The sequence below is a fragment of the Alcaligenes sp. EGD-AK7 genome (assembly GCF_000465875.3).
GTDB classification, from domain to species: Bacteria; Pseudomonadota; Gammaproteobacteria; order Burkholderiales; family Burkholderiaceae_B; genus Alcaligenes; species Alcaligenes phenolicus.
In genome coordinates, this window is record NZ_AVOG02000034.1 from 127,372 (window position 1) to 151,369 (window position 23,998).

At 57.7% G+C, this 23,998-nt stretch carries 18 protein-coding genes; 10 read left to right on the forward strand and 8 right to left on the reverse strand.

Annotated elements, in window-relative coordinates; all coding sequences use genetic code 11:
* Positions 1 to 37 precede the first annotated feature (37 nt).
* From N879_RS13605 to N879_RS13620, 5 genes are all read left to right on the forward strand, one after another.
* On the forward strand, positions 38 to 1,645 hold the full coding sequence (locus N879_RS13605) for a carboxyl transferase domain-containing protein (protein ID WP_021447122.1): 1,608 nt from the start codon (positions 38 to 40) through the stop codon (positions 1,643 to 1,645).
* A gap of 14 nt (positions 1,646 to 1,659) precedes the next feature.
* The gene (locus N879_RS13610) at positions 1,660 to 3,672 is read left to right on the forward strand and encodes an acetyl/propionyl/methylcrotonyl-CoA carboxylase subunit alpha (RefSeq protein ID WP_009463593.1); all 2,013 of its coding nucleotides are present in this window, start codon (positions 1,660 to 1,662) and stop codon (positions 3,670 to 3,672) included.
* 110 nt (positions 3,673 to 3,782) lie between these two features.
* Complete coding sequence (gene gluQRS, locus N879_RS13615; protein WP_009463595.1) at positions 3,783 to 4,691, forward strand: tRNA glutamyl-Q(34) synthetase GluQRS; 909 nt, start codon at positions 3,783 to 3,785, stop codon at positions 4,689 to 4,691.
* Entirely contained in the window at positions 4,688 to 4,858 is a 171-nt protein-coding gene (locus N879_RS20675) for a hypothetical protein (protein ID WP_021447123.1), read from the forward strand. Before gluQRS ends, N879_RS20675 begins: the two co-directional genes overlap by 4 nt.
* A gap of 282 nt (positions 4,859 to 5,140) precedes the next feature.
* On the forward strand, positions 5,141 to 5,599 hold the full coding sequence (locus tag N879_RS13620; RefSeq protein ID WP_009463598.1) for a DUF494 family protein: 459 nt from the start codon (positions 5,141 to 5,143) through the stop codon (positions 5,597 to 5,599).
* A gap of 245 nt (positions 5,600 to 5,844) precedes the next feature.
* On the opposite strand, the gene N879_RS13625 is transcribed toward N879_RS13620, so the two are convergent.
* Positions 5,845 to 8,355, reverse strand: a complete 2,511-nt coding sequence (locus N879_RS13625; protein ID WP_009463600.1) for a GDYXXLXY domain-containing protein — start codon at positions 8,353 to 8,355, stop codon at positions 5,845 to 5,847.
* Between the two features lie 113 nt (positions 8,356 to 8,468).
* Between N879_RS13625 and N879_RS13630 the strand changes: the two genes are divergently transcribed.
* On the forward strand, positions 8,469 to 11,060 hold the full coding sequence (locus N879_RS13630) for a DNA topoisomerase III (protein ID WP_009463602.1): 2,592 nt from the start codon (positions 8,469 to 8,471) through the stop codon (positions 11,058 to 11,060).
* A gap of 967 nt (positions 11,061 to 12,027) precedes the next feature.
* Here the strand turns inward: N879_RS13630 and N879_RS13635 are convergent.
* From N879_RS13635 to ilvB, 5 genes are all read right to left on the reverse strand, one after another.
* Positions 12,028 to 12,462, reverse strand: coding sequence for a CopD family copper resistance protein (locus N879_RS13635; RefSeq protein WP_009463604.1), 435 nt, complete (start codon positions 12,460 to 12,462; stop codon positions 12,028 to 12,030).
* Positions 12,463 to 12,491: 29 nt separating this feature from the next.
* Positions 12,492 to 13,769 (reverse strand): TRAP transporter large permease, encoded by a 1,278-nt coding sequence (locus tag N879_RS13640; protein WP_009463605.1) that lies wholly within the window; start codon positions 13,767 to 13,769, stop codon positions 12,492 to 12,494.
* Positions 13,770 to 13,853: 84 nt separating this feature from the next.
* Positions 13,854 to 14,351 (reverse strand): TRAP transporter small permease, encoded by a 498-nt coding sequence (locus tag N879_RS13645; RefSeq protein ID WP_009463607.1) that lies wholly within the window; start codon positions 14,349 to 14,351, stop codon positions 13,854 to 13,856.
* A gap of 12 nt (positions 14,352 to 14,363) precedes the next feature.
* Positions 14,364 to 15,329: a TRAP transporter substrate-binding protein gene (locus N879_RS13650; protein ID WP_031232808.1), complete on the reverse strand. Its 966-nt coding sequence runs from the start codon at positions 15,327 to 15,329 to the stop codon at positions 14,364 to 14,366.
* Between the two features lie 110 nt (positions 15,330 to 15,439).
* The gene (ilvB, locus tag N879_RS13655) at positions 15,440 to 17,209 is read right to left on the reverse strand and encodes a biosynthetic-type acetolactate synthase large subunit (RefSeq protein ID WP_009463611.1); all 1,770 of its coding nucleotides are present in this window, start codon (positions 17,207 to 17,209) and stop codon (positions 15,440 to 15,442) included.
* 56 nt (positions 17,210 to 17,265) lie between these two features.
* Here ilvB and N879_RS20980 point away from each other — a divergent pair, with 56 nt between their 5' ends.
* The 4 genes from N879_RS20980 to N879_RS13675 all read left to right on the forward strand — a co-directional run bounded on the left by N879_RS20980 (position 17,266) and on the right by N879_RS13675 (position 21,285).
* Positions 17,266 to 18,066, forward strand: coding sequence for an SET domain-containing protein (locus N879_RS20980; RefSeq protein WP_009463613.1), 801 nt, complete (start codon positions 17,266 to 17,268; stop codon positions 18,064 to 18,066).
* Positions 18,067 to 18,394: 328 nt separating this feature from the next.
* Positions 18,395 to 18,916, forward strand: a complete 522-nt coding sequence (locus N879_RS13665) for a TRAP transporter small permease (RefSeq protein ID WP_009463614.1) — start codon at positions 18,395 to 18,397, stop codon at positions 18,914 to 18,916.
* On the forward strand, positions 18,913 to 20,214 hold the full coding sequence (locus N879_RS13670) for a TRAP transporter large permease (protein ID WP_009461177.1): 1,302 nt from the start codon (positions 18,913 to 18,915) through the stop codon (positions 20,212 to 20,214). Before N879_RS13665 ends, N879_RS13670 begins: the two co-directional genes overlap by 4 nt.
* A gap of 45 nt (positions 20,215 to 20,259) precedes the next feature.
* The gene (locus N879_RS13675; protein WP_009461178.1) at positions 20,260 to 21,285 is read left to right on the forward strand and encodes a DctP family TRAP transporter solute-binding subunit; all 1,026 of its coding nucleotides are present in this window, start codon (positions 20,260 to 20,262) and stop codon (positions 21,283 to 21,285) included.
* 291 nt (positions 21,286 to 21,576) lie between these two features.
* Here N879_RS13675 and N879_RS13680 read toward each other — a convergent pair whose 3' ends face one another.
* Both N879_RS13680 and N879_RS13685 read right to left on the reverse strand, forming a co-directional pair.
* Positions 21,577 to 22,035, reverse strand: a complete 459-nt coding sequence (locus N879_RS13680) for a PaaI family thioesterase (protein WP_009461179.1) — start codon at positions 22,033 to 22,035, stop codon at positions 21,577 to 21,579.
* Positions 22,036 to 22,182: 147 nt separating this feature from the next.
* Positions 22,183 to 23,685, reverse strand: a complete 1,503-nt coding sequence (locus tag N879_RS13685) for an AMP nucleosidase (protein WP_009461180.1) — start codon at positions 23,683 to 23,685, stop codon at positions 22,183 to 22,185.
* Positions 23,686 to 23,998 lie beyond the last annotated feature (313 nt).

Genomic DNA, 23,998 nt, shown 5'->3' on the forward strand with positions numbered 1-23,998 from the left:
TTTATGGGCTTTTCTCTGTTCTCTTTCCAGGCACGCCATGTCAGTTATTGAATCCCGCATCAATCCGCGTTCCCAAGACTTTCAGGACAACGCCTCGATCATGCAGGCCCTGATCCTTGATCTGCGCCAAAAGCTACAGAAAACCGCCTTGGGTGGGTCCGAATCCTCCCGGCAACGCCATGTGGGTCGCGGCAAGCTGCTGCCCCGTGAACGCGTCGAACGTCTGCTTGATCCCGGCACCCCTTTCCTGGAGCTTTCGCCTTTGGCTGCCCAGGATGTCTATAACAACGAATCCCCGGGCGCAGGCATCATCACCGGCATTGGCCGCATCGCAGGCATTGAATGCGTGGTGGTCTGCAACGACGCTACGGTCAAAGGTGGTACTTACTACCCGCTGACCGTCAAAAAGCATTTGCGTGCCCAGGAAATTGCCCAACAGAACAATCTGCCCTGCGTGTACCTGGTGGACTCGGGCGGGGCCAACCTGCCCAATCAGGAAGACGTGTTCCCGGATCGTGACCACTTTGGCCGCATCTTCTACAACCAGGCCAATATGTCGGCCCAGGGCATTGCCCAGATTGCGGTCGTGATGGGTTCGTGTACCGCTGGCGGTGCCTACGTTCCAGCCATGAGTGATGAATCCATCATCGTGCGCGACCAGGGCACCATCTTCCTGGGTGGCCCTCCACTGGTCAAAGCCGCAACCGGTGAAGAGGTCAGCGCCGAAGACTTGGGCGGTGGCGATGTACACACCCGTCTGTCCGGCGTAGCTGACCATCTGGCGGAAAACGATCTGCATGCGCTGGAGCTGGCGCGCCGCTGCGTAGGCCGCCTGAACCGTGAGAAGAAACTGCCCTGGCCGCTGAAAGAAGTCCGCGAGCCACGTTACGACCCGCAAGAGCTGAACGGCATCATCCCTGCCGACACCCGCAAGCCCTACGATGTGCGCGAAGTCATCGCCCGCATTGTGGACGATTCGGATTTTGATGAATTCAAGGCCCGCTTTGGCACCACGCTGGTGACCGGCTTTGCCCATATCCACGGCATGCCTGTAGGCATCATTGCCAACAACGGCATTCTGTTCTCCGAAGCGGCCCAGAAGGGCGCCCACTTCATCGAACTGTGCTGCCAGCGCAAGACGCCTCTGGTGTTCCTGCAGAACATCACCGGCTTCATGGTGGGCCGCAAGTACGAAAACGAAGGGATCGCTCGCCACGGAGCCAAGCTGGTGACTGCTGTCTCTACCGCGGCCGTGCCCAAATTCACCGTGATTCTGGGCGGCTCCTTTGGTGCCGGTAACTACGGTATGTGTGGCCGCGCCTTCAGCCCACGCCTGCTGTTCCTCTGGCCCAATGCCCGTATCTCGGTCATGGGTGGTGAACAGGCGGCCAGCGTGCTGGCTACCGTGCGCCGTGATGGCCTGGAAGCCCGTGGTCAGACCTGGAGTGCCGAGGAAGAAGAAGCCTTCAAGGCCCCCATCCGTGAGCAATACGAACATGAAGGCCACCCCTACTACGCCACCGCGCGTCTGTGGGATGACGGCATCATCCAGCCTTCGGATACCCGGCGCGTTCTGGCCCTGGGCCTGTCCGCCGCCTTGAACGCCCCTATTGAAGACACCCGCTTTGGCGTGTTCCGCATGTAAGACAAGGAGACACTGTGTTTCAGACCCTGCTGATAGCCAATCGCGGTGAAATTGCCTGCCGGGTGGCCGCCACTGCCCGCAGCCTGGGGCTGCGTACCGTTGCGGTTTACTCCGACGCGGACGCCGACGCCCAGCACGTACGTGCTTGTGATCAAGCCGTGCGCATCGGTGGCCCCGAGCCACGCGACAGTTATTTGAAGATCGACGCCATTCTGGAAGCCGCCCGTGCCACTGGCGCGAATGCCATCCACCCTGGCTACGGTTTTCTGTCCGAGAACGAGCACTTTGCTCGCGCTTGTGAAGAAGCCGGCATTATTTTTGTAGGCCCGCCCGCTCAAGCCATTGCGGCCATGGGCAGCAAGTCCGCCGCCAAATCCCTGATGGAAAAAGCCGGTGTACCCTTGGTGCCCGGTTACCACGGCGACAATCAGGACCCCGACTTTCTGCACAAACAAGCCGACCAGATCGGCTACCCCGTGCTGATCAAGGCCAGTGCCGGTGGTGGCGGCAAGGGCATGCGCATTGTGGAAGAGTCCGGCGCGTTCCTGGAGGCCTTGCGCTCTTGCCAGCGCGAAGCTGCCAGCAGCTTTAGTGACGACCGCGTGCTGATCGAGCGCTACATCACCAAGCCACGCCACATCGAAATCCAGGTCTTTGGTGACCAGCACGGTGGGTACGTGTACTTGTTCGAACGCGATTGTTCGGTACAGCGCCGTCACCAGAAAGTGATTGAAGAAGCTCCCGCCCCCGGCATGACGCCCGAGCGTCGCCAGGCCATGGGTGAAGCGGCCATTGCAGCAGCACGCGCCGTGAACTATGTGGGTGCAGGCACGGTGGAGTTCATTGCCGAGCAGGACGGGCGTTTCTACTTCATGGAAATGAATACCCGCCTGCAAGTGGAGCACCCCGTCACCGAACTGATTACGGGCCACGATCTGGTGGAATGGCAGCTGCGTGTGGCCGATGGCCAGCCTTTGCCTGCCAAGCAGGAAGAACTGAGCATCAATGGTCACGCCATTGAGGTTCGCATTTACGCAGAAAACCCCGATAAGGACTTCCTGCCCTCCATCGGTACACTGCGCAGCTTGCAGTACCCCGCCCATGCGTCCTTCACCTCCGGTGATGTGCGTATCGACAGCGGCGTGCGTGAAGGCAGCGTCATCAGCCCCTTCTACGATCCCATGATTGCCAAGGTGATCACCCATGGTGCTGATCGTGAGCAGGCCCGTCGTCGCCTGATTCGCACGCTGGCCGATACTCAAGTGGCCGGCGTACACACCAACAAGACTTTCCTGCAACGCCTGCTGGGCGATGAAGCCTTTGCCCAGGCCGATCTGGATACAGGTCTGATCCCACGCCGTCACGATGCGCTGTTCCCCAGCAATCAGGACGTTCCAGCGTCTGTGCTGGCCTTCGCCGCCTGCGCCGTGCTGACTCACCAGGGTCTGAGCGGACAAGCCTCCAACTCCGACCCCTGGGCGGTGCATGACGCCTGGCGTCTAAGCGGAGACTACGATCAGAAAGTAGCCTTGCAACTAGGCGAACAAACTCACGAAGTACTACTACAACGTCGTGAAAACCAGTGGCAGATCACACTGGGCGAAGCTCAACACGTGCTGCGCTGGCAAGCCGAGACAACCGCTGGTCTGGCCAAAACCCTGACCTTACGTCTGTGGCTGGATCAGGTCGAATATCGCGCCCAGGTGCTGCAAGATGGCGACCATCTACAAGTTGCCCAGGCCGGTTCGGACTGGACTCTGGCCGTGATCGACACCTTGGCCAGCGCCGGTACCAACAGCCAGGAAGCCCACGGCGGCCGTCTGACCGCTCCCATGCCCGGCAAGATCATTGCCCTGAACGTGGGCGCTGGTGACAGCGTCAAGCAGGGTGATGTGCTACTGGTCATGGAGGCCATGAAGATGGAACATTCCATTCAGGCACCGGCTGATGGCACCGTGGCCGAGCTGTTCTTTGCCGTGGGAGATCAAGTGCCCGAGGGCGCAGAACTGGTCACCATGGAGAGCTGAAACTCCTCCCTTCCAGCCCGTGTAAAACGCATTGCCGGGCTGGAAAAATAGGCGTAAAGTCGCACTAACAAGAGCCCCCGTCCAGGGGCTCTTGCCGTTAAGAACGACTCATGACCGCCCAGCCCCTTACCCCTTACTGTGGTCGCTTTGCGCCTAGTCCCAGTGGTCCCTTGCACGAGGGTTCACTGGTGGCCGCTATGGCCAGCTACCTGGATGCACGCGCCCAGAACGGGCGCTGGTTACTGCGCATTGAAGACATAGACACGCCACGCGTGGTCGCAGGGGCTGACCAGATCATCATGCAGCAGTTGCAAGGTCTGGGCATGCGCTGGGATGGCGAGGTGCTTTGGCAAAGCCAGCGGCTGGCACGCTACCAGGAAGTGTTTGATGGCCTGCGCGAGCGAGATCTTGTCTACGGCTGCGCCTGCACCCGTCAGGAAATTCTGGCGGCTTCCCTGCCAGTCGCGCCGGATTCGCACGAATATCCCTATGCAGGCACCTGCCGCCACGGCATCCCGGTAGACCGTGCCATCCGTGCTTGGCGGCTGCGTGTCCCGGAAGGGGTGGAACACTTCACCGATCGCTGGGCCGGGCCGCAGCAACAGGACGTAGCCAAAGAAGTAGGGGACTACATCCTTAAGCGCGCCGACAAGCTCTGGGCTTACCAGTTTGTTGTGGTCATTGATGATGCAGACAGCCAGATCACCGATGTTGTACGCGGTGCCGACTTGCTCAGCTCCACCGCCCGCCAACGCGTACTGCAGAAAGTCCTGGGCCTGCCTGTACCGCGCACGTTGCACGTGCCGCTGGCCTGCGATGAGCAAGGCCGCAAGCTCTCCAAACAGAACCATGCCCCGGCCTTTGACCTGGAGCATCCTATGGAGACACTGCAACGCGTCTGGGCCTTTCTGGGGTTTGCTCCCGTGGCTGCGAACACCCTGGACGAGTTCTGGAGCCAGGCCATCAGTGCGTGGGCGCAGCGCTTCCCGCTGCCTGCGGAGCCAAGCCCGAACAGTTGAGCCACGAGCCGAGGCTGGATGCGGATGCGGATGCGGATGCGGATGCGGATGCGGATGCGGATGCGGATGCGGATGCGGATGCGGATGCGGATGCGGATGCGGATGCGGATGCGGATGCGGATGCGGATGCGGATGCGGATGCGGATGCGGATGCGGATGCCAGCTAGTTTAGTGGCCTTTCAACCGCTGCGGTCCCACTTGCAGGGTTTCAAATAAACGACAGTTTCTGCCCCAACAATCGATTTATGTTTCAATCATAAAGACGCCCCGCCGCAAAGGGCGTCTGCCAGAGCAGACCCAGGCAAAAAGCAGTCTGGATGCGCAAGGCAAGACCCATCCATCCCCTGAACACCCCATTTGCCCCCTACCGCAAATCAGCGTAAAGTTTGGTCACTGGTTACCGAAATCACGCAGTTTTTTTAATCACTTAGGACGGCAACCTTATACCCATGTTTGATATCCTGGTTTATCTATTCGAGACGTATTACAACCCCCAGTCCTGTCCCAAGGCGGAGGTTCTGGCCCACAAATTGGCCGCTATTGGCTTTGAAGACGAGGACATCAACGACGCACTGGGCTGGTTACATGCACTGGGCGAGACCTCGCAGCAGTGTCAGCCTACGGCTCAACTCAGTCCCAACAGTCAGCGTATTTTTTCTGAGCACGAACAACATGTGCTGGGCGCTGATGCCATGGGTTTCATCACCTTTTTGCAAAATTCCGGCGCTCTTACCGCCCACCTGCGCGAAATCCTGATTGAAAGCGCCATGACGGTGGACGAAAGCCCGGTCTCGTTGGACAAAATAAAAATTGTCGCCCTGATGGTTTTGTGGAGCCACGAAGCCGAAATCGATCACCTGATCTTTGAAGAGCTGCTCAGCGACGACTCCACCCGTCAGTCCCACTAAGCTGATACACAGGAACCTATTTTTTGTTCAAGAACCGGCCCCGATAAAGAGGGTCCTTCAACACAAAAAGCCAAGGCCCGAATCCGACGCCACATCGGACTCGGGCCTTTTTGATTAGGCTTGCTGCTGACTGGCTCTGGCTTGGCTGCCTCTAGCGAAACAAACCCCAGATACAAAAAAGCCGGATTGTCTTTATTAGAGACAATCCGGCTACAGGCTATTGAACGCAGTTGTTCAGCTCAGGCTTACTTGATTTCCTTTCTGTCCTTGTCCAGCATCGCGCGCAGCAGGCTTTGGCCATCCTCGACCACCGCAAACTCGCCATAACGGGCGGCATCGAAGCGATCTGCCGAGCCTTCAGCGAAGAACCAGGCATCTGTTCCAGGCGTCCAGTTACTGCGGTGACGACGCATGCGCAAGCGCATCACATCGGAAGGTTCAGCCACAGGGCCTTCTTCGCTCCACAGACGCTCCTGGCCGTCCTGCTCCAGATAAACACCCTTGAACTGCGCCACCTTGTTCTCATCCAGCTGCACCGCCACAACAACCCATTGCTGAGCGTCCATCTTGGCAAGCGCATCCTTGGGCAAGCCCCAGGACAGGGCAGACAAGTTCTGCGACAGGGCAAAGTTCAAGGACATATAGTCGCCCTGCATCAGCGAACGGGGGTCCACCGGAGCCAGTTCCAGCAACACCGTCTGACCATCGCTCAAGATACGTTCTTTTTGCACGATGGCCACGTTGGCCACACCCAGCACCAGCATGGTCCCCAGCAGAACGCTGGCAACCATACCTTTGGGCGCGTCCTGCAAGCTTGCTGCCGTCCCTGCCTTCTTGCGGCTCAACTGACCCAAATAGGCAAAGACCAGACATCCCACCCCGGTTGCCAGCAACAGCTCGGCCTTGTCCAGCAAACTGATATTCAGGATGTAATACAGACGCCAGAGGCAGAACAGGCCCATTGCCACGGCCACCGCCAACAAGCTGAGATAACGCCAGGCATAAGCTACCAGAATCCAGCTCAAGGCCAGGGCCACCGGCGGATAGGGAGTCCAGACTGCGCACAAAGCGGCCATCCCCAGCAAGGCAATGCCATAGACCAGGGGTTGGTCACGCCAACCGCGCCAATAAAACGCCAGTATTGCCAAAGGAGCCATGGCCAGCAGAAAGCCAGCTACGGTCAGGTACGGCCGCGACTCGTCCCAAAAGGGCATGGAATAAAACAGTGTGCCCGCCCAAATAAGATGAATCTGGGAAGCGAGCAGCAAGGACCAGAACAAGGGCAGCCAGAAATGCGGCTTGCGCTCACCACGCAAATAAAGATGCCCCAGCCACAAGGCGGCAAAAAACATGAATGCCGCGGGCATTTCCAGCACCCAATAAGGCATCATGGTCCAGCGATCAAACAAGCGCTCGATCACCAGAAACTCGATCGCGGCCAGTGCCCAAATCACCAGCAACATGCGCAATACGAACTGGCCTTTGGCAAGCCTGTACAGCAAGGTACTGATCACGACGGCTATCATGGCGCTGGCCTCAAGTGGCCAGGGGTAGCGCAAGTCCATAACCGGCACGCTCAGCAAGAGCAACGCACACGCAACCCAGCCGCCGACCAGATCCTGGCTGGGTACTGTGTGAGCCTTGGCAAACAGCACGGGGGACACCAGAGCCATGATGCCGCCCAGTACACCCAACGCTTCCAGACTCAATTCCAGAGAAACACCCAGGTACAGCAGAATAATCAGTGGTAACAGCAGGTATAAGAACAGCTTGATCACGCGCAGATACCAGGGGTGATGCTCGTCACTATCCTGAGCGTCAGCTTGAACACTAGCCTGTGCGTTGGCCAGGATCTCTGCTGTTGGGGCGGCAGGACTTGTTGTCCTTGCTGCGTTCACTGGTACTTGGGTTGCAGCCGCTTCAGATCCAGCATGAGTCCGTCGCCAATGGACGACCTGTTGCTGCAGGAAGCGCAGCAAGCCCAGGCCCAGACCCACAATAACCACCACGATCAGCAGGAACGCATCGCCTGCATACTCGATAATCAGCATGCTCAAGGAGCCATACGCGCCGAACGAGGCCAAGGACATGATCAGCAAATCCGGGCGGCGGTAGTGATAAATACCGTACAGCACCAGGAACAGGACCAGTCCCAGCAAGGAGTTGCCTTCCATGACCTGGGCACCGATGAAAAAGCCCACCGCAATTGCTGCCACACGCGGCACGATGCGCCACGGGTCATGACGCGCACGCCAGATGGTTTCGGCTGCCAGCAACAGCAGCACATTGACTGCCAGAGCCAGCAAGGTCTGCGTGGTGTAACTGCGCCCGAACCAGCCCAAGCGGGCAACATCTATCCATAAGTACAAGGCGGTATTGATCAGTACCAGCCACAGCACCGACAGAAAGACACTGCGCACTGTGAATACCCAAGGTATGATCAGCACAGTCCACAATGCGAAAAGCTGCCAAGGGTCTGCGCCGGTCTGATAAGTCTGGCCAATCAGCGCCAGCAAACCGCCCGTGGCCACGGCGGCCAGGCCGGTCAAAGCAGCCGGCACTCCCAGATCATGACCCCAGCCACCGGAACGTCGGCGAAACAGCAAGGCCAGCCCTGCAGAAACCAGCACGGCGCCTTGAGCCAGGGCAAATTTGGCTACGTGCCCCCAGTTTTCCCAATTGGCCGCAATCCAGGTCACCAGACCACTAGCGAGCAGCAAAACGGCCAAACCCCAAGCCAGTTTTGTCAGAAACACTCGCCAGTCTGTGGGCCATACGTTAGTCTTGTCAGGTCTCATAACTTGCATAGAGGGATAAGCACCTCGTATCATTTCGCGCATTGCAGCGCAGTTGCTGTCACTGGAATCATATGGATAAAACACTAATCATTGCCGAGAAACCTTCAGTCGCCGTAGATATCTCGCGGGCATTGGGCGGTTTCACTCGAGAAGGTGATTATTTCGAAAGCGATCGCTATGTGCTGGCCTCCAGCATCGGCCATCTGCTGGGCCTGGTGGCCCCTAATGATCCGGTCCGCGGCAAGTGGAGCTTCACACATCTACCTGTTATTCCCCCTCAGTTTGAGCTCAACCCGACTGACAAGAAATCGACTGAGCGCTTGAAACTGCTGGTCAAGCTGATCAAACGAAAGGATGTCACCGCTGTTATCAATGCCTGTGACGCGGGGCGCGAGGGTGAGCTGATTTTTCGCTACATTATGCAGTACGCCGGTGCGAAAAAACCGGTAAAAAGGCTTTGGTTACGTTCGATGACACAATCGGCGATCCGTGAAGCATTTGAAAACCTGCGCGACGATGAAGACATGAAACCGCTGGAAGCGGCTGCCCGTTCGCGCGCCGAAGCGGACTGGCTGGTGGGCATTAATGGCACGCGTGCCATGACGGCTTTCAATAGCAAGGATGGCGGTTTTTTCAAAACCCCCGTGGGCCGTGTGCAAACCCCCACGCTGGCTATCGTGAACGAGCGCGAGAACCGCATTCGCCAGTTCGTGTCGCGCGATTACTGGGAAGTACACGCGGACTTTATTGCCGCTGCAGGCCTGTACACCGGCCGCTGGTTCGACCCCAAGTTCGTCAAAGACGAGCATGACCCCGAGAAAAAAGACTCGCGTCTGTGGTCCCTGACGGCTGCCCAAACCATTGTGGCCGCGTGCCGCGAGCAACCCGGCGTAGTCACCGAGGAATCCAAGCCCAGCACGCAGATGTCGCCCGCCTTGTTTGATTTGACCTCGCTGCAACGCGAAGCCAACTCGCGCTTCGGCTTCTCTGCCAAGACCACCTTGTCCTTGGCGCAGACGCTGTACGAACGCCACAAGGCGCTGACTTACCCCCGTACCGATTCGCGCTATCTGCCTGAAGACTATATAAGTACAGTGCAAGAAACCATGCGTGCGCTGGCTGACAGCGGCACGCCTGCCAGCGCTTCGGTGCAACCGTTTGCGCAGGAAGTGGTCGAGCAGAAATGGGTCAAGCCCAACCGTCGGATTTTCGACAACAAGAAGGTTTCGGATCACTTTGCCATCATCCCCACCTTGCAGGTGCCTCGGGAGCTGAGCGATGCCGAACACAAGATTTACGAGCTGATCAGCCGTCGCTTCCTGGCCGTGTTCTTCCCGGCTGCGGAATTCCGCGTCACCACGCGTATTACGCAGGTGTCCGGTCACCACTTCAAGACCGAAGGCAAAGTGCTGGTCAAACCGGGCTGGCTGGCTATTTATGGCCGCGATGCCCAAGGTGAAGATGCGTCCCTGGTGCCGGTTGCCGATGGCGAGAAGGTTCGCACTGAAGACGTGAGCACCAAGGCCCTGGCTACCAAGCCACCTGCACGCTTTACGGAAGCGACCCTGCTGTCGGCCATGGAAAGCGCCGGCAAGCTGGTGGATGACGAAGCCTTGCGCGAAGCCATGTCCGAGCGCGGTCTGGGTACGCCAGCCACTCGTGCTGCCATTATTGAAGGTCTGCTGAACGAAGCCTACTTGCGTCGTGAAGGCCGCGAGCTGGTGCCTAGCGCCAAGGCGCGTCAGCTGATGACTTTGCTGTCCGGCCTGGGTGTTAGCGAACTGACTTCGCCCGAACTGACTGGCGAATGGGAGCACCAGCTCAAGCAGATCGAGCAACGTCAGCTGGATCGCGACGTATTCATGCGTGAAATCGCGCAGATGACGCAAGTTATCGTCAAGCGTGCGAAGGAGTACGAACGCGACACGGTTCCTGGTGATTACGCGACCTTGCAGACGCCATGCCCTAAATGTGGTGGCGTGGTCAAAGAAAATTACCGTCGTTATGCCTGCACGGCTTGCGACTTCTCTATCGGTAAGCATCCGGGTGGTCGCACCTTTGAGCTGCCTGAAGTTGAAGAGCTATTGGCCAAGAAAGAACTGGGCCCACTGCCCGGTTTCATCAGCAAGATGGGTCGTCCCTTTGCGGCACTTTTGCGCATTACCGACGAGTACAAGCTGGAGTTCGACTTCGGCCAGAACGATGACGATGATGACGAAGCCCTGGATTTCAGCGGCCAGACCCCGGTCGGCCCCTGCCCCAAGTGCCAGTCTCCCGTCTTTGAGCACGGCTTGCGTTATTTGTGCGAGAAGTCCGTGGGCCCGTCCAAGAGCTGCGACTTCCGTAGCGGCAAGGTGATTCTGCAGCAGGAAATTACCCGCGAACAGATGGCCAAACTGTTGGGTGAAGGCAAGACAGACCTGCTGGATGGTTTCGTGTCCTCGCGTACCAACCGCAAGTTCAAGGCCTTCCTGGTGCGTCAGGCAGACGGCAAGATCGGCTTTGAGTTCGAACCTCGTCCTGAGAAACCAGGGCGCAAGACGGCAGCCAAGAAAACGGCGACCAAAGCAGCGGCAAAAAAGACAGCAGTGAAGAAAACAGCGGCCAAGAAGACGGCAGCCAAGAAAACAGCTGCTAAAAAGACGGCCAGCAAGGCAGAGTAAAAAGCTTGGTTTGTTTGGAAGAACGGCCTCCTTCTTTGGGGGCCGTTTTTTATGGGCAGTCGTGTAGGGCTTGCAGGCTGGGGAAGGAAGCCTCTGTGAAGACGCCATTCAGGGACCGGGTTTGGGTCTCCGGGCTGAGCACTTGCCGGTGCTACGCACCGGTTCCCTTGTCGAGCACAGGCTCCGGGCGCGCCCTGAACTCGCCCGGTGGTTTGTCCCCCGGACAAACCACAAACGCCGGGCTCAAACAGCAGGGCGCTTGCATCCCGGATCCCGCACTCGCCTGCGGCAAGTACTCTGAACCGCCCCGAGACCCAAACCCGGTCCCTGAACGGCTCACAATAGTTCTTTGCCCAGAAGCTGTAAGGCTTCTTACCCTTATGACCTCAATTCCACCCAAATACTTATGTACGCCCCTGGGCATGGCATAAAGAAACGAGCGAAACATAGGCTGCTAAGCAAGCATAAGCATCGAAAAGCTAACAACAACAACAACAACAACAACAACAACAACAACAACAACACACACACATAGTGCAAAGCACACGACACCCTGCACGCAGCCACAGCCACAGCCACAGCCAATGCAAACCCACCCGAAACAGTGTTGCAAGGCCGAGGTATTAGAACGGTGTGAAGGCTCGAGTCCGTGGGGCGTTGGGGGTGGGCTGAGCACTTGCCGGTGCTGCGCACCGGTTCCCTAGTCAGGAGAGAGCGCAGGGCGCATCCTGAACTCGCACGATGGTTTGTCCACCGGACAAACCATAAGCGTCGTGCTCAAACAGCAGGATGCTTGTACCCCTGCGCTCTCTCCTGCCCGCGGCAAGTACTCTGACCCGCCCACCCCCAACGCCCCACGGACTCGAGCCTGGCTTTTAATCACCTCTCCTATGCCAAGCTCCGTCCCAAGCACTACTCCAGAGCCAAAACCCTTCTAAACCACAATGCAGCAGCATCAAAACCGCAACTAAAGCGGTAAGTAAAACAAAGCCTTAGCAAGCACCACAATCAGCAGGACGTGTGCAAAAACACTAAGGTGGATAATCCGTGAACGCCGCGCCGTCATGGTCTTGCGTCGGCTCATCACCATTACAGATAGAAAATGCCCGAATACGCTTAGCGCCAGGGTGATCTTTACACCCAGTATCCAGGCACGAGCGCCGCCGACCTCAAACAAGGCCCGATGCTGCCAGGCCAGACTCAAGCCAGCACCGTAGAGCAACAACAGAACCCAAGGCATGATGCGGCGCGCGCGACGCCCCAGGGCATACTCAAACTCCCGCATCGATGGCCGGGAAACCTGACGCGCCAAAGGCGACAACATCAGCACCTCGAAAAATACGGTGCCAATAAAGAAAATCGCAGCCAGAAGGTGAACCAACAACAGGAGGAAATAGCTCATGAACAGCGCTCAGGAAAGCAGACGATTCTTCAACGGTACACCAGGTCTCGCGCCCACAAACTGACTTCTGGCACATAGCTGATCAGCATCAAACAAGCCAGGATGACGACTACAAAAGGCAGCAGGGGACGTATCAGTTTTTCCAAAGAAATCCCGGCCACTGAACAGGCGGCAAACAGGTTCACGCCAAAGGGCGGAGTCACCATTCCCAGCGCCAGATTGACCACCATGATGATGCCAAAGTGCGCCGGATCAATGCCAAACTGCATGGCTACCGGCAGCAAGAGCGGTGCCAGCACCACAATCGAGGCCGAGGTCTCGACAAACATGCCCACCACAAACAAGGCCACGTTCACACCCAGCAAAAACATCATGGGGCTACTGAACAATTCCCCCAACCAGATCCCCATGGCAGCCGGAATGCCGGTGCGATTGAGCAGGAAGCCAAACACACCCGCATTGGCGATGATGAACATGATGACCGCCGTGGACACCACGGAACGATGCAGCACCTTGGACAAGTCGCCCCATTTAACGCTGCGATAGACAAACATGCTCACGATCAAGGCATAGACTACCGCCACCGCCGAAGCCTCGGTAGGCGTGAAAATACCCCCGTAAATCCCGCCGAGAATAATCACCGGCATCAACAAGGCCAACCACGCCTGACGGAATGCCGTCCAGACACCCAAACGACCCACGCCGTCCTGCAAACCCAGACCATGGCGACGTGCATACAGCCACACATAAAGCATCAAGGCGCCGCCGATCAGCAAGCCAGGGCCAATACCCGCAACGAACAGCTCGCCTACCGACGTGTCCGTGGATACGGCAAACAGAATCATGGGAATGGACGGCGGGATGATCACCCCCAACTCCGCCGCTGAGGCCTGCAAGGATGCCGCGAACGGTGCCGGGTAGCCATGCCGGACCATGGCAGGGATAAGAATTGCCCCGACCGCAAAAGTGGTTGCCACACTGGAACCGGCCACTGCCGCAAAAATCATGCAGGTCAGCACACAGCTACAAGCCAGGCCCCCTTGAACACCCCCCACCAGGCTTTTGGCAAACTCCACCATACGGTTGGACATGCCGCCCGACTCCATCAGGTTGCCTGCCAGAATGAAGAAGGGCACCGCCACCAGGGGGTACTTGTCCAGAGCTGCATACAACTGCTGGGCGATGACCAGAAAAGTCATGCGCCCCTCCCAGGCTACTCCCGCCATATTGGCCAGCCCCACGGCAATCGCCACGGGCACCGTCAATACAAAAAACAGCAGCATGGACACAAGCATGATCTGGGACACGATACGGTCTCCGGTCTAAACAGATGCCCGTAAGGCATCCAGAGTTCGGTGGTGCTTTACAGGCATGGAATCAGGTCTTGAGAATTAGAGCTGCGTGTTATCGACCACAGCAGGCGCAGGTTTCTCCAGCCAACGGGCCAACAGGCCCAAAATGGCCAGCACGGCACCAATCGGGATCGCGATATACACCCAGGAAATGGACCACTCCAGACTAGGCATGGTCTGAAACCGCACCCGCCAGGTCATTTGAATGCCGACCCAGGTCAACAGGCCGAAGAAAGCCAGACACGTAATCAGCACGGCCACATCCAGCCAATGCTGAGTCCGCTTGCCGACCCAGAGCCGCAGCACATCCACGCTTAGCATGGCACCCTGACGCAAGGCCAGACACAGACCCAGCATGACTGTCCAGATCAGAGCGGCACGTGACCAGGCCTCGCTCCAGTCGGCGGGCGACTGGAGCACGAAACGAGCGATCACTTGATAGAACGCAGCCGCCACTGCCGAGAGCAGCAGCAACTGCGTCACCCAGGACACCAGACGAAACAGGCCCTTATCCAGAACGGACAACAGAGCTTTCATGATGAATGCCGTTTACTGAGTCTGACGGATAGATTCGACCAGTTCCTGGCCGAACTGTTTGTAGTACTGGGGATAAACAGGCTCTACCGCATTGGCAAACGCGGCATGGTCAACTGCATTGACCTGCATGCCTTCAGCCTTGACGGCATCCACGCCGGTTTTCTCGATGTCGTCCACGTAATCACGCATGGCCTGGGCAGCCGTTACGCCGGCATCTTTCATCAACTGCTTGTCCTGATCGGACAAGCCGTCATACACCGCCGGAGACATCAGCACCAAGGCCGGGCCATACACGTGAGCCGTCAGCGACAAATACTTTTGCAGCTGCGGCAGCTTGGCCGACACAATCACGGACAAGGGGTTTTCCTGACCGTCGATGGTGCCCTGTTGCAGTGCGGTTGCCACTTCCGGCCAGGCCATAGGCGTAGCCAGAATACCGATTTCACGGAAAGCGGCAATATGGATGGGGTTCTCTGTGGTGCGAATCTTCAGGCCCTTGGCATCAGCCGGGGTGGTGACAGGACGCACATTATTGGTCAGGTGACGGAAACCTTGCTCGCCCCAGGCCAGCGCCACAATCCCGCGTTTGGGAAATTCAGCCAGCATGTCCTGACCGATCTTGCCATCAAGTACATGGCGGGCATGCTGCAGGTCGCGGAACAGGAAAGGAATATCGAACACGCCGGTCTTGGGCACAAAGTTCAGGGTTGCGCCGGTAGAGACAATGGCCAGATCAATCGTGCCCAATTGCAAGCCTTCAATAACTTCACGCTCGCCGCCCAAGGCACTGTTGGGAAAGGCCTCGATGGTGTAGTTGCCGTCCTTTTCCAAGGCACTGGCAAAGGCTTTTGCACCCGCACCATAGTGAGAGCTGGTGGACAAAGCGTAAGCCAGCTTCAAGGAAGTCTGGGCCGTGGCCGCTCCCGCCGCCAGGCCCAAGCCCAGCATCAAACCTGCGGCCAAAAGACGGTTCTTCATGTGACGGTACATCATGCATGCCCCTCCTGTCTGAATGGATCAGTGTATTTAATGCGTAGTGCTCGGGCTGGGACATAGGGGTTTTTACGCCTGTGTCCCAGCCGGGCACCTTATTCTTCTACGTACCAGTTATCTTCGGACAACATGACCTGTTGATGGCCATAGCCCGCTGGCATCATGGGGAAACAGTTTTCCAGCGCCAGCACTTCCACGTTAAGGAAGAACGGGCCATCGTGGGCCAGACAACGCTCCAGCGCCGCATCCAGCTGATCGGGATGCTCCACGCGTTCGGCTTCCCAACCAAAGGCGCGCGACAAGGCCACAAAATCCGGCATGGCTTCGTTGTAGCTGTGGCTGTAACGACCATCGTGAATCAGCTCTTGCCACTGGCGCACCATGCCCATGTGGCGGTTATTGCACAGAATCACCTTGATCGGCGTGCGATGCTGCACAGCGCTGGCCAGTTCCTGAATATTCATCAGTACCGACGCGTCACCACTGACACACACCACCAGCTTGTCCGGATGCGCAATCTGCGCCCCAAACGCAGCAGGTACGCCGTAACCCATGGTGCCGGCTCCACCCGAAGTCAGCCAACGACGAGGGCGATCAAACTTGATGTACTGCGCAGCCCACATCTGGTGCTGGCCCACATCGGTAGAGACGATGGCATCACGGCCTTCCAGATGCGCGTCCAGACGTTGCAGCAAGTGCTGCGGCAAGATGGCGTCGCTATGAGGCGTCACTTTCAAGCACTCTTGAGCACGCCACACGCCAATGCGCTGCCACCAATCTTTCAAGCGACCTTCGGGCAATTCGTGATGCGACAGCTCTTTGCGCAGGGCGCGCAGTAGGGGATAGCAATCACCCACCAGAGCCACATCAGCACGCACCACCTTGTCGATGGAACCGGGGTCGATATCAATATGAATCTTGCTGGCATGGGGGCAGAAATCGGACAGACGGCCGGTAATGCGGTCGTCGAAGCGAGCGCCCACACAGATAATCAGATCCGCATGGTGCATGGCCAAGTTGGCTTCCAGCGTGCCGTGCATGCCCAACATGCCCACGAACTGCTCATCACGTGCAGGGTAGGCACCCAGGCCCATCAAGGTCAGTGTGCAAGGTGCGCCAGTTTCCTGAACCAGGCTGGTGAAGGCGTGGCTGGCATCGGCCCCGGAGTTGATCAGGCCACCACCACCGTAAAACACGGGGCGGCGAGCGTGCGCAATCATGGCGGCGGCGCGTTTAATCGCCGCTTCCTGGGCAGAGGCCGGAGCGGCAGGAGCCAAGAGGCTGTCAGCCTCGTCCTGGGCCGGCGCGTCGCTGCTGGCAGCGGGCAGGGTGGCGATCTGAATATCTTTGGGGAAGTCCAGCAGCACCGGACCGGGGCGACCCTGGGTACACAGGCGCAAGGCCTTGGCCGTCAAGGAGGCCACGTCTTCAATACGACGAACCTGGGCATTCCACTTGGTCACAGGGCGGGAAATGCCAATCGCATCGCACTCCTGGAAAGCGGCGGTACCAATTGCGGTGGTCGCTACTTGACCACTAATACACAGGACAGGAATAGAATCACACAAGGCATCGAGCAAACCGGAGGTGGTATTGGCCATACCGGGGCCTGATGTCACCAGCACCACGCCAGGTTTGCCGGTGCTGCGGGCATAGCCTTCGGCCGCATGTACGGCAGCTTGCTCGTGACGAACCAAAATATGACGAATTCGCGGTTGGGCATGAAGAGCATCATAGAGCGGTAACACCGCTCCGCCAGGATAACCAAAAATGGTATCTACACCCTGAGCGATCAAGGTTTCGAGCAAGATTTGCGCGCCGTTGTGGGCGGTCGTTTCAAGTGACATGGTTGCGTAGCCCTGCATGTTTTGTAAGATAGAGATCGCCGTCCAGTTTATCCCCTTTTACAGGCTGATTCCCCATGGTCACTCAACGCCAACCCTGGCACGTCGTTAAACCATCCAAACTGCATGGCAACGGCGTCTTTGCGCTACGCGATATTCCAGCCGGAACGCGCATCCTGCAATATGCTGGCAAGCGGCTTACGCCGGAACAGGCCGATGCCTTGTTCCCCGTCAATCCGGATGAGCCTTTCCACACTTTTTTCTTTGCACTGAGCAATGGCAAAATCGTGGACGGTGGTCAGGGAGGCAATGATTCACGCTGGATCAACCACTCTTGCGCCCCCAACTGTGAAGGTCACGAGAACGCCGATGGCTCGCGTGTCTTTATTGTGGCCATGCGCGATATTCCTGCCGGGGAAGAGCTTTTGTATGACTACTCGCTGGTCATCGACGATGAAATTACCGAGGAGCTCAAGCAGAACTACCGCTGCCTGTGTGGCGCTCCCCAGTGCCGTGGCACCATGATTGCCCTGCAATCAGATCGCTCCCAGGCTGTTGCCGACGAGCTACGCGAAGTGGCCGCAGAATTGGATGCGGAAATGGAACAGGCCCGCAAAACGCCGGTTTCATCCAAACAAAAAGCCGCTGATCTGAAGGCCACTGCCATTAAGCAGGCAGAAAAGGGCGAGTCCGATCAGGAGAAAGATGAGGACGCGGATAGCGATAAAGAATCCTCAAGCGAGAAAGGCAAAAAGGATAAGAAGAGCAAAAAGAAGAAAAAAGAAAAAGCCAAAAACAAGGATAAAAATAAAGACAAAAAGCCTTCCAAAAAGGACAAAGAAGGCAAAAAAGGGAAAAAGGACCGTAAAAAAGAGTAAGCTGTCCCCCAGCTTGCATTAGCCCAGGCTGCCTCACCGGCAGCCTGCACCCTTGCTAATCACCCGCACAGCAAGCCCGGCAACACCCCAGCCGGGCCTCTCAGAGCGCCACACACAGGCCCATCTGTCGTGCCGGGCCAGGTTTCAGACCTCATCAGCTAGGCGAAGCACCAACCCCCATATTGCGTGTGCCCTCGCCCCCATCCCTATCGTCTCTCCCCAGGCCAATGATGGCCCGCGGGTGCTATTGCACCGGGGGAAATTACTCACTGCCAGCCCCGTCTTTGACCGCTAGCATGTAGCTTTATTGCCAAATCTGACAGACCTCATGGATTCAAGTTCTACAGATACACCCGATAATCACGCCGCCTCGCCCGCCGAATCCGGCCTGCGTATTCCTTTGCAAATAGAGGACTGGGCTTCGGTCCTGATCATGGCGACCCTGGCTTTAATTACCTTTGCCAACGTGTTTGTGCGCTATCTGACCGATAGCTCCTTTGCCTGGACCGAGGAAATCTCCATCTTTCTGCTGGTGGTCCTGACCATGAATGCCGGTGCCAGCGCCTGTGTGCGCCACTTGCACATTCGTATTGAAGTCTTTGCCGATGCGGGCACGGTGCGTCGTCAACGCCGCCTGGCCCTGTTTGGCATTGGCATGAGCCTGCTGTTCTTTGTCGGCATGGCCATTCTGTCCGGCCGCATGGCCCTGGACGAGTTCGAGTGGGGCGATACCTCGCCCTCCATTGGTGTCCCGACCTGGTGGTACAGCATGTGGCTGCCCATCCTGTCCACTACCCTGAGCCTGCGTTTGCTGGGCATGTGGGTGCGTCGTTGGCAGGCTAAATCATGATTGCAACCTTGCTGTTTGTCATCTTCATCGGCCTGATGCTGGTGGGCGTGCCGGTGGGCGTGTCCCTGGGTATAGGTGGTGCCTTTGCGATTTTGATGTCCAACCTGGATACGCACTGGTTTGGCCTGATGGCCGTGCCGCAAAGCTTTTATGCCGGTCTGGCCAAATACCCCTTGCTGGCCATTCCCATGTTCGTGTTGGTGGGTTCCATTTTTGACCGCTCGGGCGTAGCCAGCCGTCTGGTGAACTTTGCGGTAGCGCTGGTTGGCCGCGGCCCTGGCATGCTGCCCGTTGTTGCCATTGGCGTGGCCATGTTCCTGGGTGGCATTTCCGGTTCCGGCCCGGCCTGCGCCGCTGCCGTGGGCGCGGTCATGATCGGCGCCATGAAACGCGCGGGCTATCCCGGTCCTTTTGCGGCCAGTATTGTGGGCGCGGGTGCTGCCACCGACATTCTGATTCCCCCTTCCATCGCCTTCATTATTTACTCGGTGCTGGTGCCCGAAGCCTCCGTACCCGCGCTGTTTGCGGCTGGTATGTTCCCCGGCATTCTGGCGGGGATTGGCCTGATTATTCCGGCCATCTGGCTATCGCGCCGTCACAAGCTGGGATTGGCCGAAGCCGAGCTGCCACGTCCGCCATTCTGGCGCAGCCTGCGAGAAGCCGCCTGGGGCCTGATTGCCCCGGTCATCATTCTGGGCGGGATGCGCCTGGGTCTGTTCACTCCCACAGAAGCGGCTGTTGTGGCCGTGTTCTACGGCCTGTTCGTGGGCATGGTCATCCATCGCACCATCAAGTTCCGCGATCTGTTTTTGATCCTGCGGGAAGCCGCCGAATTATCAGCCGTCATCATGATGGTTGTGGCACTGGCCGGTATTTTTGCCTGGGCGCTGTCCACCCTGAGCATTATTGACCCCGTCACCAATGCCATCATCAATTCCGGTCTGGGCGAGTACGGCATTCTGGCGCTGATGATTGTCATGCTGATTGTGCTGGGCATGTTCCTGGATGGCATCTCGATCTTCCTGATCTTCGTGCCGCTGTTCATGCCTATTGCCTACAACTTTGGCTGGCACCCCGTCTGGTTCGGGGTCCTGCTGACCTTGAACGTGGCTCTGGGCCAGTTCACTCCACCCGTCGCCGTCAACCTGATGGTCGCCTGCCGTATCGCGGGCGTCCCCATGGAAAGCACCCTGCGTTGGGTAGGCTGGCTGCTACTGGGCATGGGCTCGACCATGCTGCTCGTTATCGCACAACCCGAGATTGCCCTGTGGCTGCCGCGCTACCTGGGCTTTAACTAAAACCACAAGACTGAAACACAACTCATAGAAAGGGAGACCTGACCCATGAAATTACGTCACATTCTGGCCGCTCTGGCATGTACAGCCGCCACCCTGGCCGTGGTTCCCGCTGCCCAAGCCGCCTACAAATCCGAGTACAAGCTGTCCATCGTGGTGGGTACCACTTTCCCTTGGGGCCAAGGGGCGGTGATCTGGTCCGACCTGGTGCGCGAGCGCACCGATGGCCGCATCAATATCAAGATCTACCCCGGCACCTCGCTGGTACAAGGCGACCAGACACGCGAGTTCACTGCCATTCGCCAAGGCATGATTGATATGGCCGTGGGCTCCACCATCAACTGGTCCCCCCAGATCAAGCAGTTGAACCTGTTCTCCCTGCCATTCCTGCAACCGGATGCCAAAGCCACCGACGCTTTGATCAACGGCGAAGTGGGCAAGGACCTGTTTGGCTACATCGAGAAAGCCGGTGTGGTGCCTCTGGCCTGGGGTGAAAACGGTTTCCGTCAGCTCAGCAACTCCAAGCACGAAGTGACCAAGCCTGAAGACATGAAGGGCCTGAAACTGCGCGTGGTCGGTTCGCCGCTGTACATGGACACCTTCAGCGCCCTGGGTGCCAACCCCACGCAAATGAGCTGGGCAGATGCACAACCTGCACTGGCTAATAAGGCTGTAGACGGCCAGGAAAACCCCCTGTCCATTTACGCCGGTGCCAAGCTGTACGACGTGCAGCAGCAGTACCTGACCCTGTGGAACTACGTGTCTGACCCACTGGTGTTTGTGGTGAACCGCGACGTGTGGAAATCCTGGAGCGAGGAAGACCAGAAGATCGTGCGTGAAGCCGCTATTGAAGCCGGTAAACGTGAAATCGTGATTGCCCGTACCGGCATCACGGCGGAAGATCCTACCTTGCTCAAAGAGATCGAAAGCCACGGTGTGAAGGTCACCAGCCTGACTCCAGAGCAACATGCTGCCTTTGCCAAGGCAACCGAAGGCGTGGTCGAGAAGTGGACCAAGACCATTGGTGAGGATCTGGTGAAGAAGGCACGCGACGCGATTGCTGCCAGCCGCTAATTAGCTGGGTTTGAAAGACTGAAAGCCGGGCCTGAATGGGCCCGGCTTTTTATTGTCTGGCTGCCCCGCACAAAACAAACCTCATGAAAGCAGCAGCCTACGAGCGCAGCGTGGGGATACTTTCAACCTCCGGGTTACCCTCGAAGAAAGAAATGCCATAAATCGGCGGCACAACCTGAGGGCATTCTTTACAGCCTACACATATCAAAAACCAGCTTCCTTCTGAGCGATCAGCAAGTCCAAGACACCGTGTCAAAGCACGTTGACCGCTGAGCCCCAAAAAAATCCCGCTTATTCCTTGAAGCGTATCGCCAGCATTTCACCCGTCGCACAAACTTCGCCATTCGCGCTAAGCGACAGGTCCACCCAGACCTTGCGTCCATCCAGCTCACGCAGCTTGCCTTGTACCGTCAGCTCTGTCCCCATTGGAGTGGGACGCCGAAACTCCACTTTCAGGGAGGCTGTCACGCAACGGATCGGCTCCTCGCTGGTGCCCATCTCGATATTCAGATCCCTATAGATGAAGGCTGCCGCAGAAGCAGTACCGTGGCAGTCCAACAAGGAAGCAATCAAGCCGCCGTATACATGGTTGGGCACGCCACCGCTGTAAATCGGCTTGGGGGTGTAGCGGGCCACGGTATCGTCGCCGTCCCAGTAGCTCTTAAGCTGATGCCCGTCGGGATTATGTTTGCCACAACCGTAGCAATGGCTGAAGTTGTCGGCATAAAAATCTTGAAACGCTTTAATCATATGAGTATCTGCTGTCCTCAAAGAAACCAAGAGGCCGTGCTCCACTTGGTAGCACGGCCTATTTCTTAAGCCACTAAAGGTAATTTGTCAGCGCTACGAGCCAACAACCCACCCAGGAGCGTAGGCACTAACAAGGCCTGCAATATCTTATTGAAACGCCGTTTCCAGAAAGCTGCGCAGCTTGCGCGAATGCAGCCTTTCTTTGGGCATCTCGCGCAGCAGTTCCAGCGCCCGGATGCCAATATGCAGATGCTGGCCAACCTGACGTGCATAGAATTCGCTGGCCATACCCGGCAGTTTCAGCTCGCCATGCAAAGGCTTGTCCGACACGCACAGCAAAGTGCCATACGGGACACGGAAACGGAAGCCATTGGCAGCAATGGTGGCGGACTCCATATCCAGCGCAATCGCCCGCGACTGCGACAAGCGCCGCACCGGCTCGTGGTGGTCTCGCAACTCCCAATTACGGTTATCAATAGACGCCACCGTACCCGTGCGCATGATGCGTTTCAACTCCCAGCCGGACAGCCCGGCCACCTCGGCCACGGCTTGCTCCAGGGCGACCTGAATTTCCGCCAGAGGAGGGATAGGCACCCAGGTGGGCAAATCCTCGTCCAGCACGTGATCCTGACGCACATAGCCATGTGCCAGTACGTAATCACCCAAGCGCTGAGTAGTACGCAAACCGGCGCAATGGCCCAGCATCAGCCAGGCAGCAGGGCGCAGAACGGCAACGTGGTCGGTAATGGTCTTGGCATTGGATGGCCCCACGCCGATATTGATCAGGGTGATGCCGGAATGATCGGCACGGCGCAAGTGATACGAGGGCATTTGCGGCGCGCGAGCCAAAGGCGAACCGGTTGTCGATGCATTCGCACCCGCCGGAGTGATGATGTTGCCCGGCTCCACCAGATCTATATAGCCTTGATCATCCGCCTGCAGCACTTCACGCGCCCACTGGCAGAACTCGTCCACATAAAACTGATAATTGGTGAACAGCACAAAGTTCTGAAAGTACTCGGGACGAGTAGCGCTGTAGTGCTGCAAACGATGCAAGGAGTAATCGATACGCGGCGCAGTAAAAGGCGCCAGCGGCAAGGGTTCGTTATGCACGCGCTCCCACGTACCGTTGACGATGGCATCGTCCATATACGCCAGATCCGGTACATCGAAGTGATCGCGCAAGGTGTCACCGGGCGATTCAGGCACGGTTGTCACCGTGGACTGCACACCATTATTCAGGGCGAAATGCAGCGGGATAGGCACGGAGGATTCCCCTACTTCCACCTGCACACCGTGATTGCGCAGCAGCAGTTCCAGTTGCTCCAGCAAGTAATCGTGATAGAGGCCAGGAGCGGTAATGGTGGTCATGTACACGCCGGGCTCGACCACATGCCCATAAGACAGGCGGCTATCCACTTCCTGATAGGTATCGACGCGCAAACGCACTGCAGGGTAGCAGGCTCTGAAACGCTGCCCGCGTGGGAATCCGGTTTCCAGACACTGGGCAAAAGAGTCGCGCAAAAAAGCGGTGTTGCGGTCGTAAATATGGCGCAGCTGCTCCAAAGCCTGGCCGGCATCCTGATAGCCATTGAATGGAATCAGGTCCGGCGTGGACGTGATACGAGAAAAACCGCTGGGATCAGACATAACAAGTATTCCAAGGGGAAACAAAGACAAGCAGATCTGCAAGCATCATAAGCTGTTTATTGTTCCGCCTCCTACACGCCTCCATGACAAATTCAGCCGCCTGATCCTGACGCTCATGTACCAGCCGAACAGACAGGCCTGACCGTCTGCCGCTTTCGCGAACCATCGCTCCCCAATACAGATGTTCGGCTATCGGTTTCGCCTGCGCTTAAAGCCATCAACCATATACCTTTGCAATGGCTCGCCTAGCGCCCCAGCGTCTTGCCATATCCGAGCAAGGCAACCCAGACCCAGTCCCACTCAAAGCAAATGT

Excerpts from the sequence above, each read along its gene's own strand:
- N879_RS13650 (WP_031232808.1), bottom strand. The coding sequence starts at position 15,329 with ATGAAGAACCGTCTTTTGGCCGCAGGTTTGATGCTGGGCTTGGGCCTG.
- N879_RS13680 (WP_009461179.1), bottom strand. The coding sequence starts at position 22,035 with ATGATTAAAGCGTTTCAAGATTTTTATGCCGACAACTTCAGCCATTGC.
- ilvB (WP_009463611.1), bottom strand. The coding sequence starts at position 17,209 with ATGCAGGGCTACGCAACCATGTCACTTGAAACGACCGCCCACAACGGC.
- N879_RS13645 (WP_009463607.1), bottom strand. The coding sequence starts at position 14,351 with ATGAAAGCTCTGTTGTCCGTTCTGGATAAGGGCCTGTTTCGTCTGGTG.
- N879_RS13605 (WP_021447122.1), top strand. The coding sequence starts at position 38 with ATGTCAGTTATTGAATCCCGCATCAATCCGCGTTCCCAAGACTTTCAG.
- N879_RS13675 (WP_009461178.1), top strand. The coding sequence starts at position 20,260 with ATGAAATTACGTCACATTCTGGCCGCTCTGGCATGTACAGCCGCCACC.
- N879_RS13635 (WP_009463604.1), bottom strand. The coding sequence starts at position 12,462 with ATGAGCTATTTCCTCCTGTTGTTGGTTCACCTTCTGGCTGCGATTTTC.
- N879_RS20980 (WP_009463613.1), top strand. The coding sequence starts at position 17,266 with ATGGTCACTCAACGCCAACCCTGGCACGTCGTTAAACCATCCAAACTG.
- N879_RS13665 (WP_009463614.1), top strand. The coding sequence starts at position 18,395 with ATGGATTCAAGTTCTACAGATACACCCGATAATCACGCCGCCTCGCCC.
- N879_RS13620 (WP_009463598.1), top strand. The coding sequence starts at position 5,141 with ATGTTTGATATCCTGGTTTATCTATTCGAGACGTATTACAACCCCCAG.
- N879_RS13685 (WP_009461180.1), bottom strand. The coding sequence starts at position 23,685 with ATGTCTGATCCCAGCGGTTTTTCTCGTATCACGTCCACGCCGGACCTG.
- gluQRS (WP_009463595.1), top strand. The coding sequence starts at position 3,783 with ATGACCGCCCAGCCCCTTACCCCTTACTGTGGTCGCTTTGCGCCTAGT.
- N879_RS13630 (WP_009463602.1), top strand. The coding sequence starts at position 8,469 with ATGGATAAAACACTAATCATTGCCGAGAAACCTTCAGTCGCCGTAGAT.
- N879_RS13670 (WP_009461177.1), top strand. The coding sequence starts at position 18,913 with ATGATTGCAACCTTGCTGTTTGTCATCTTCATCGGCCTGATGCTGGTG.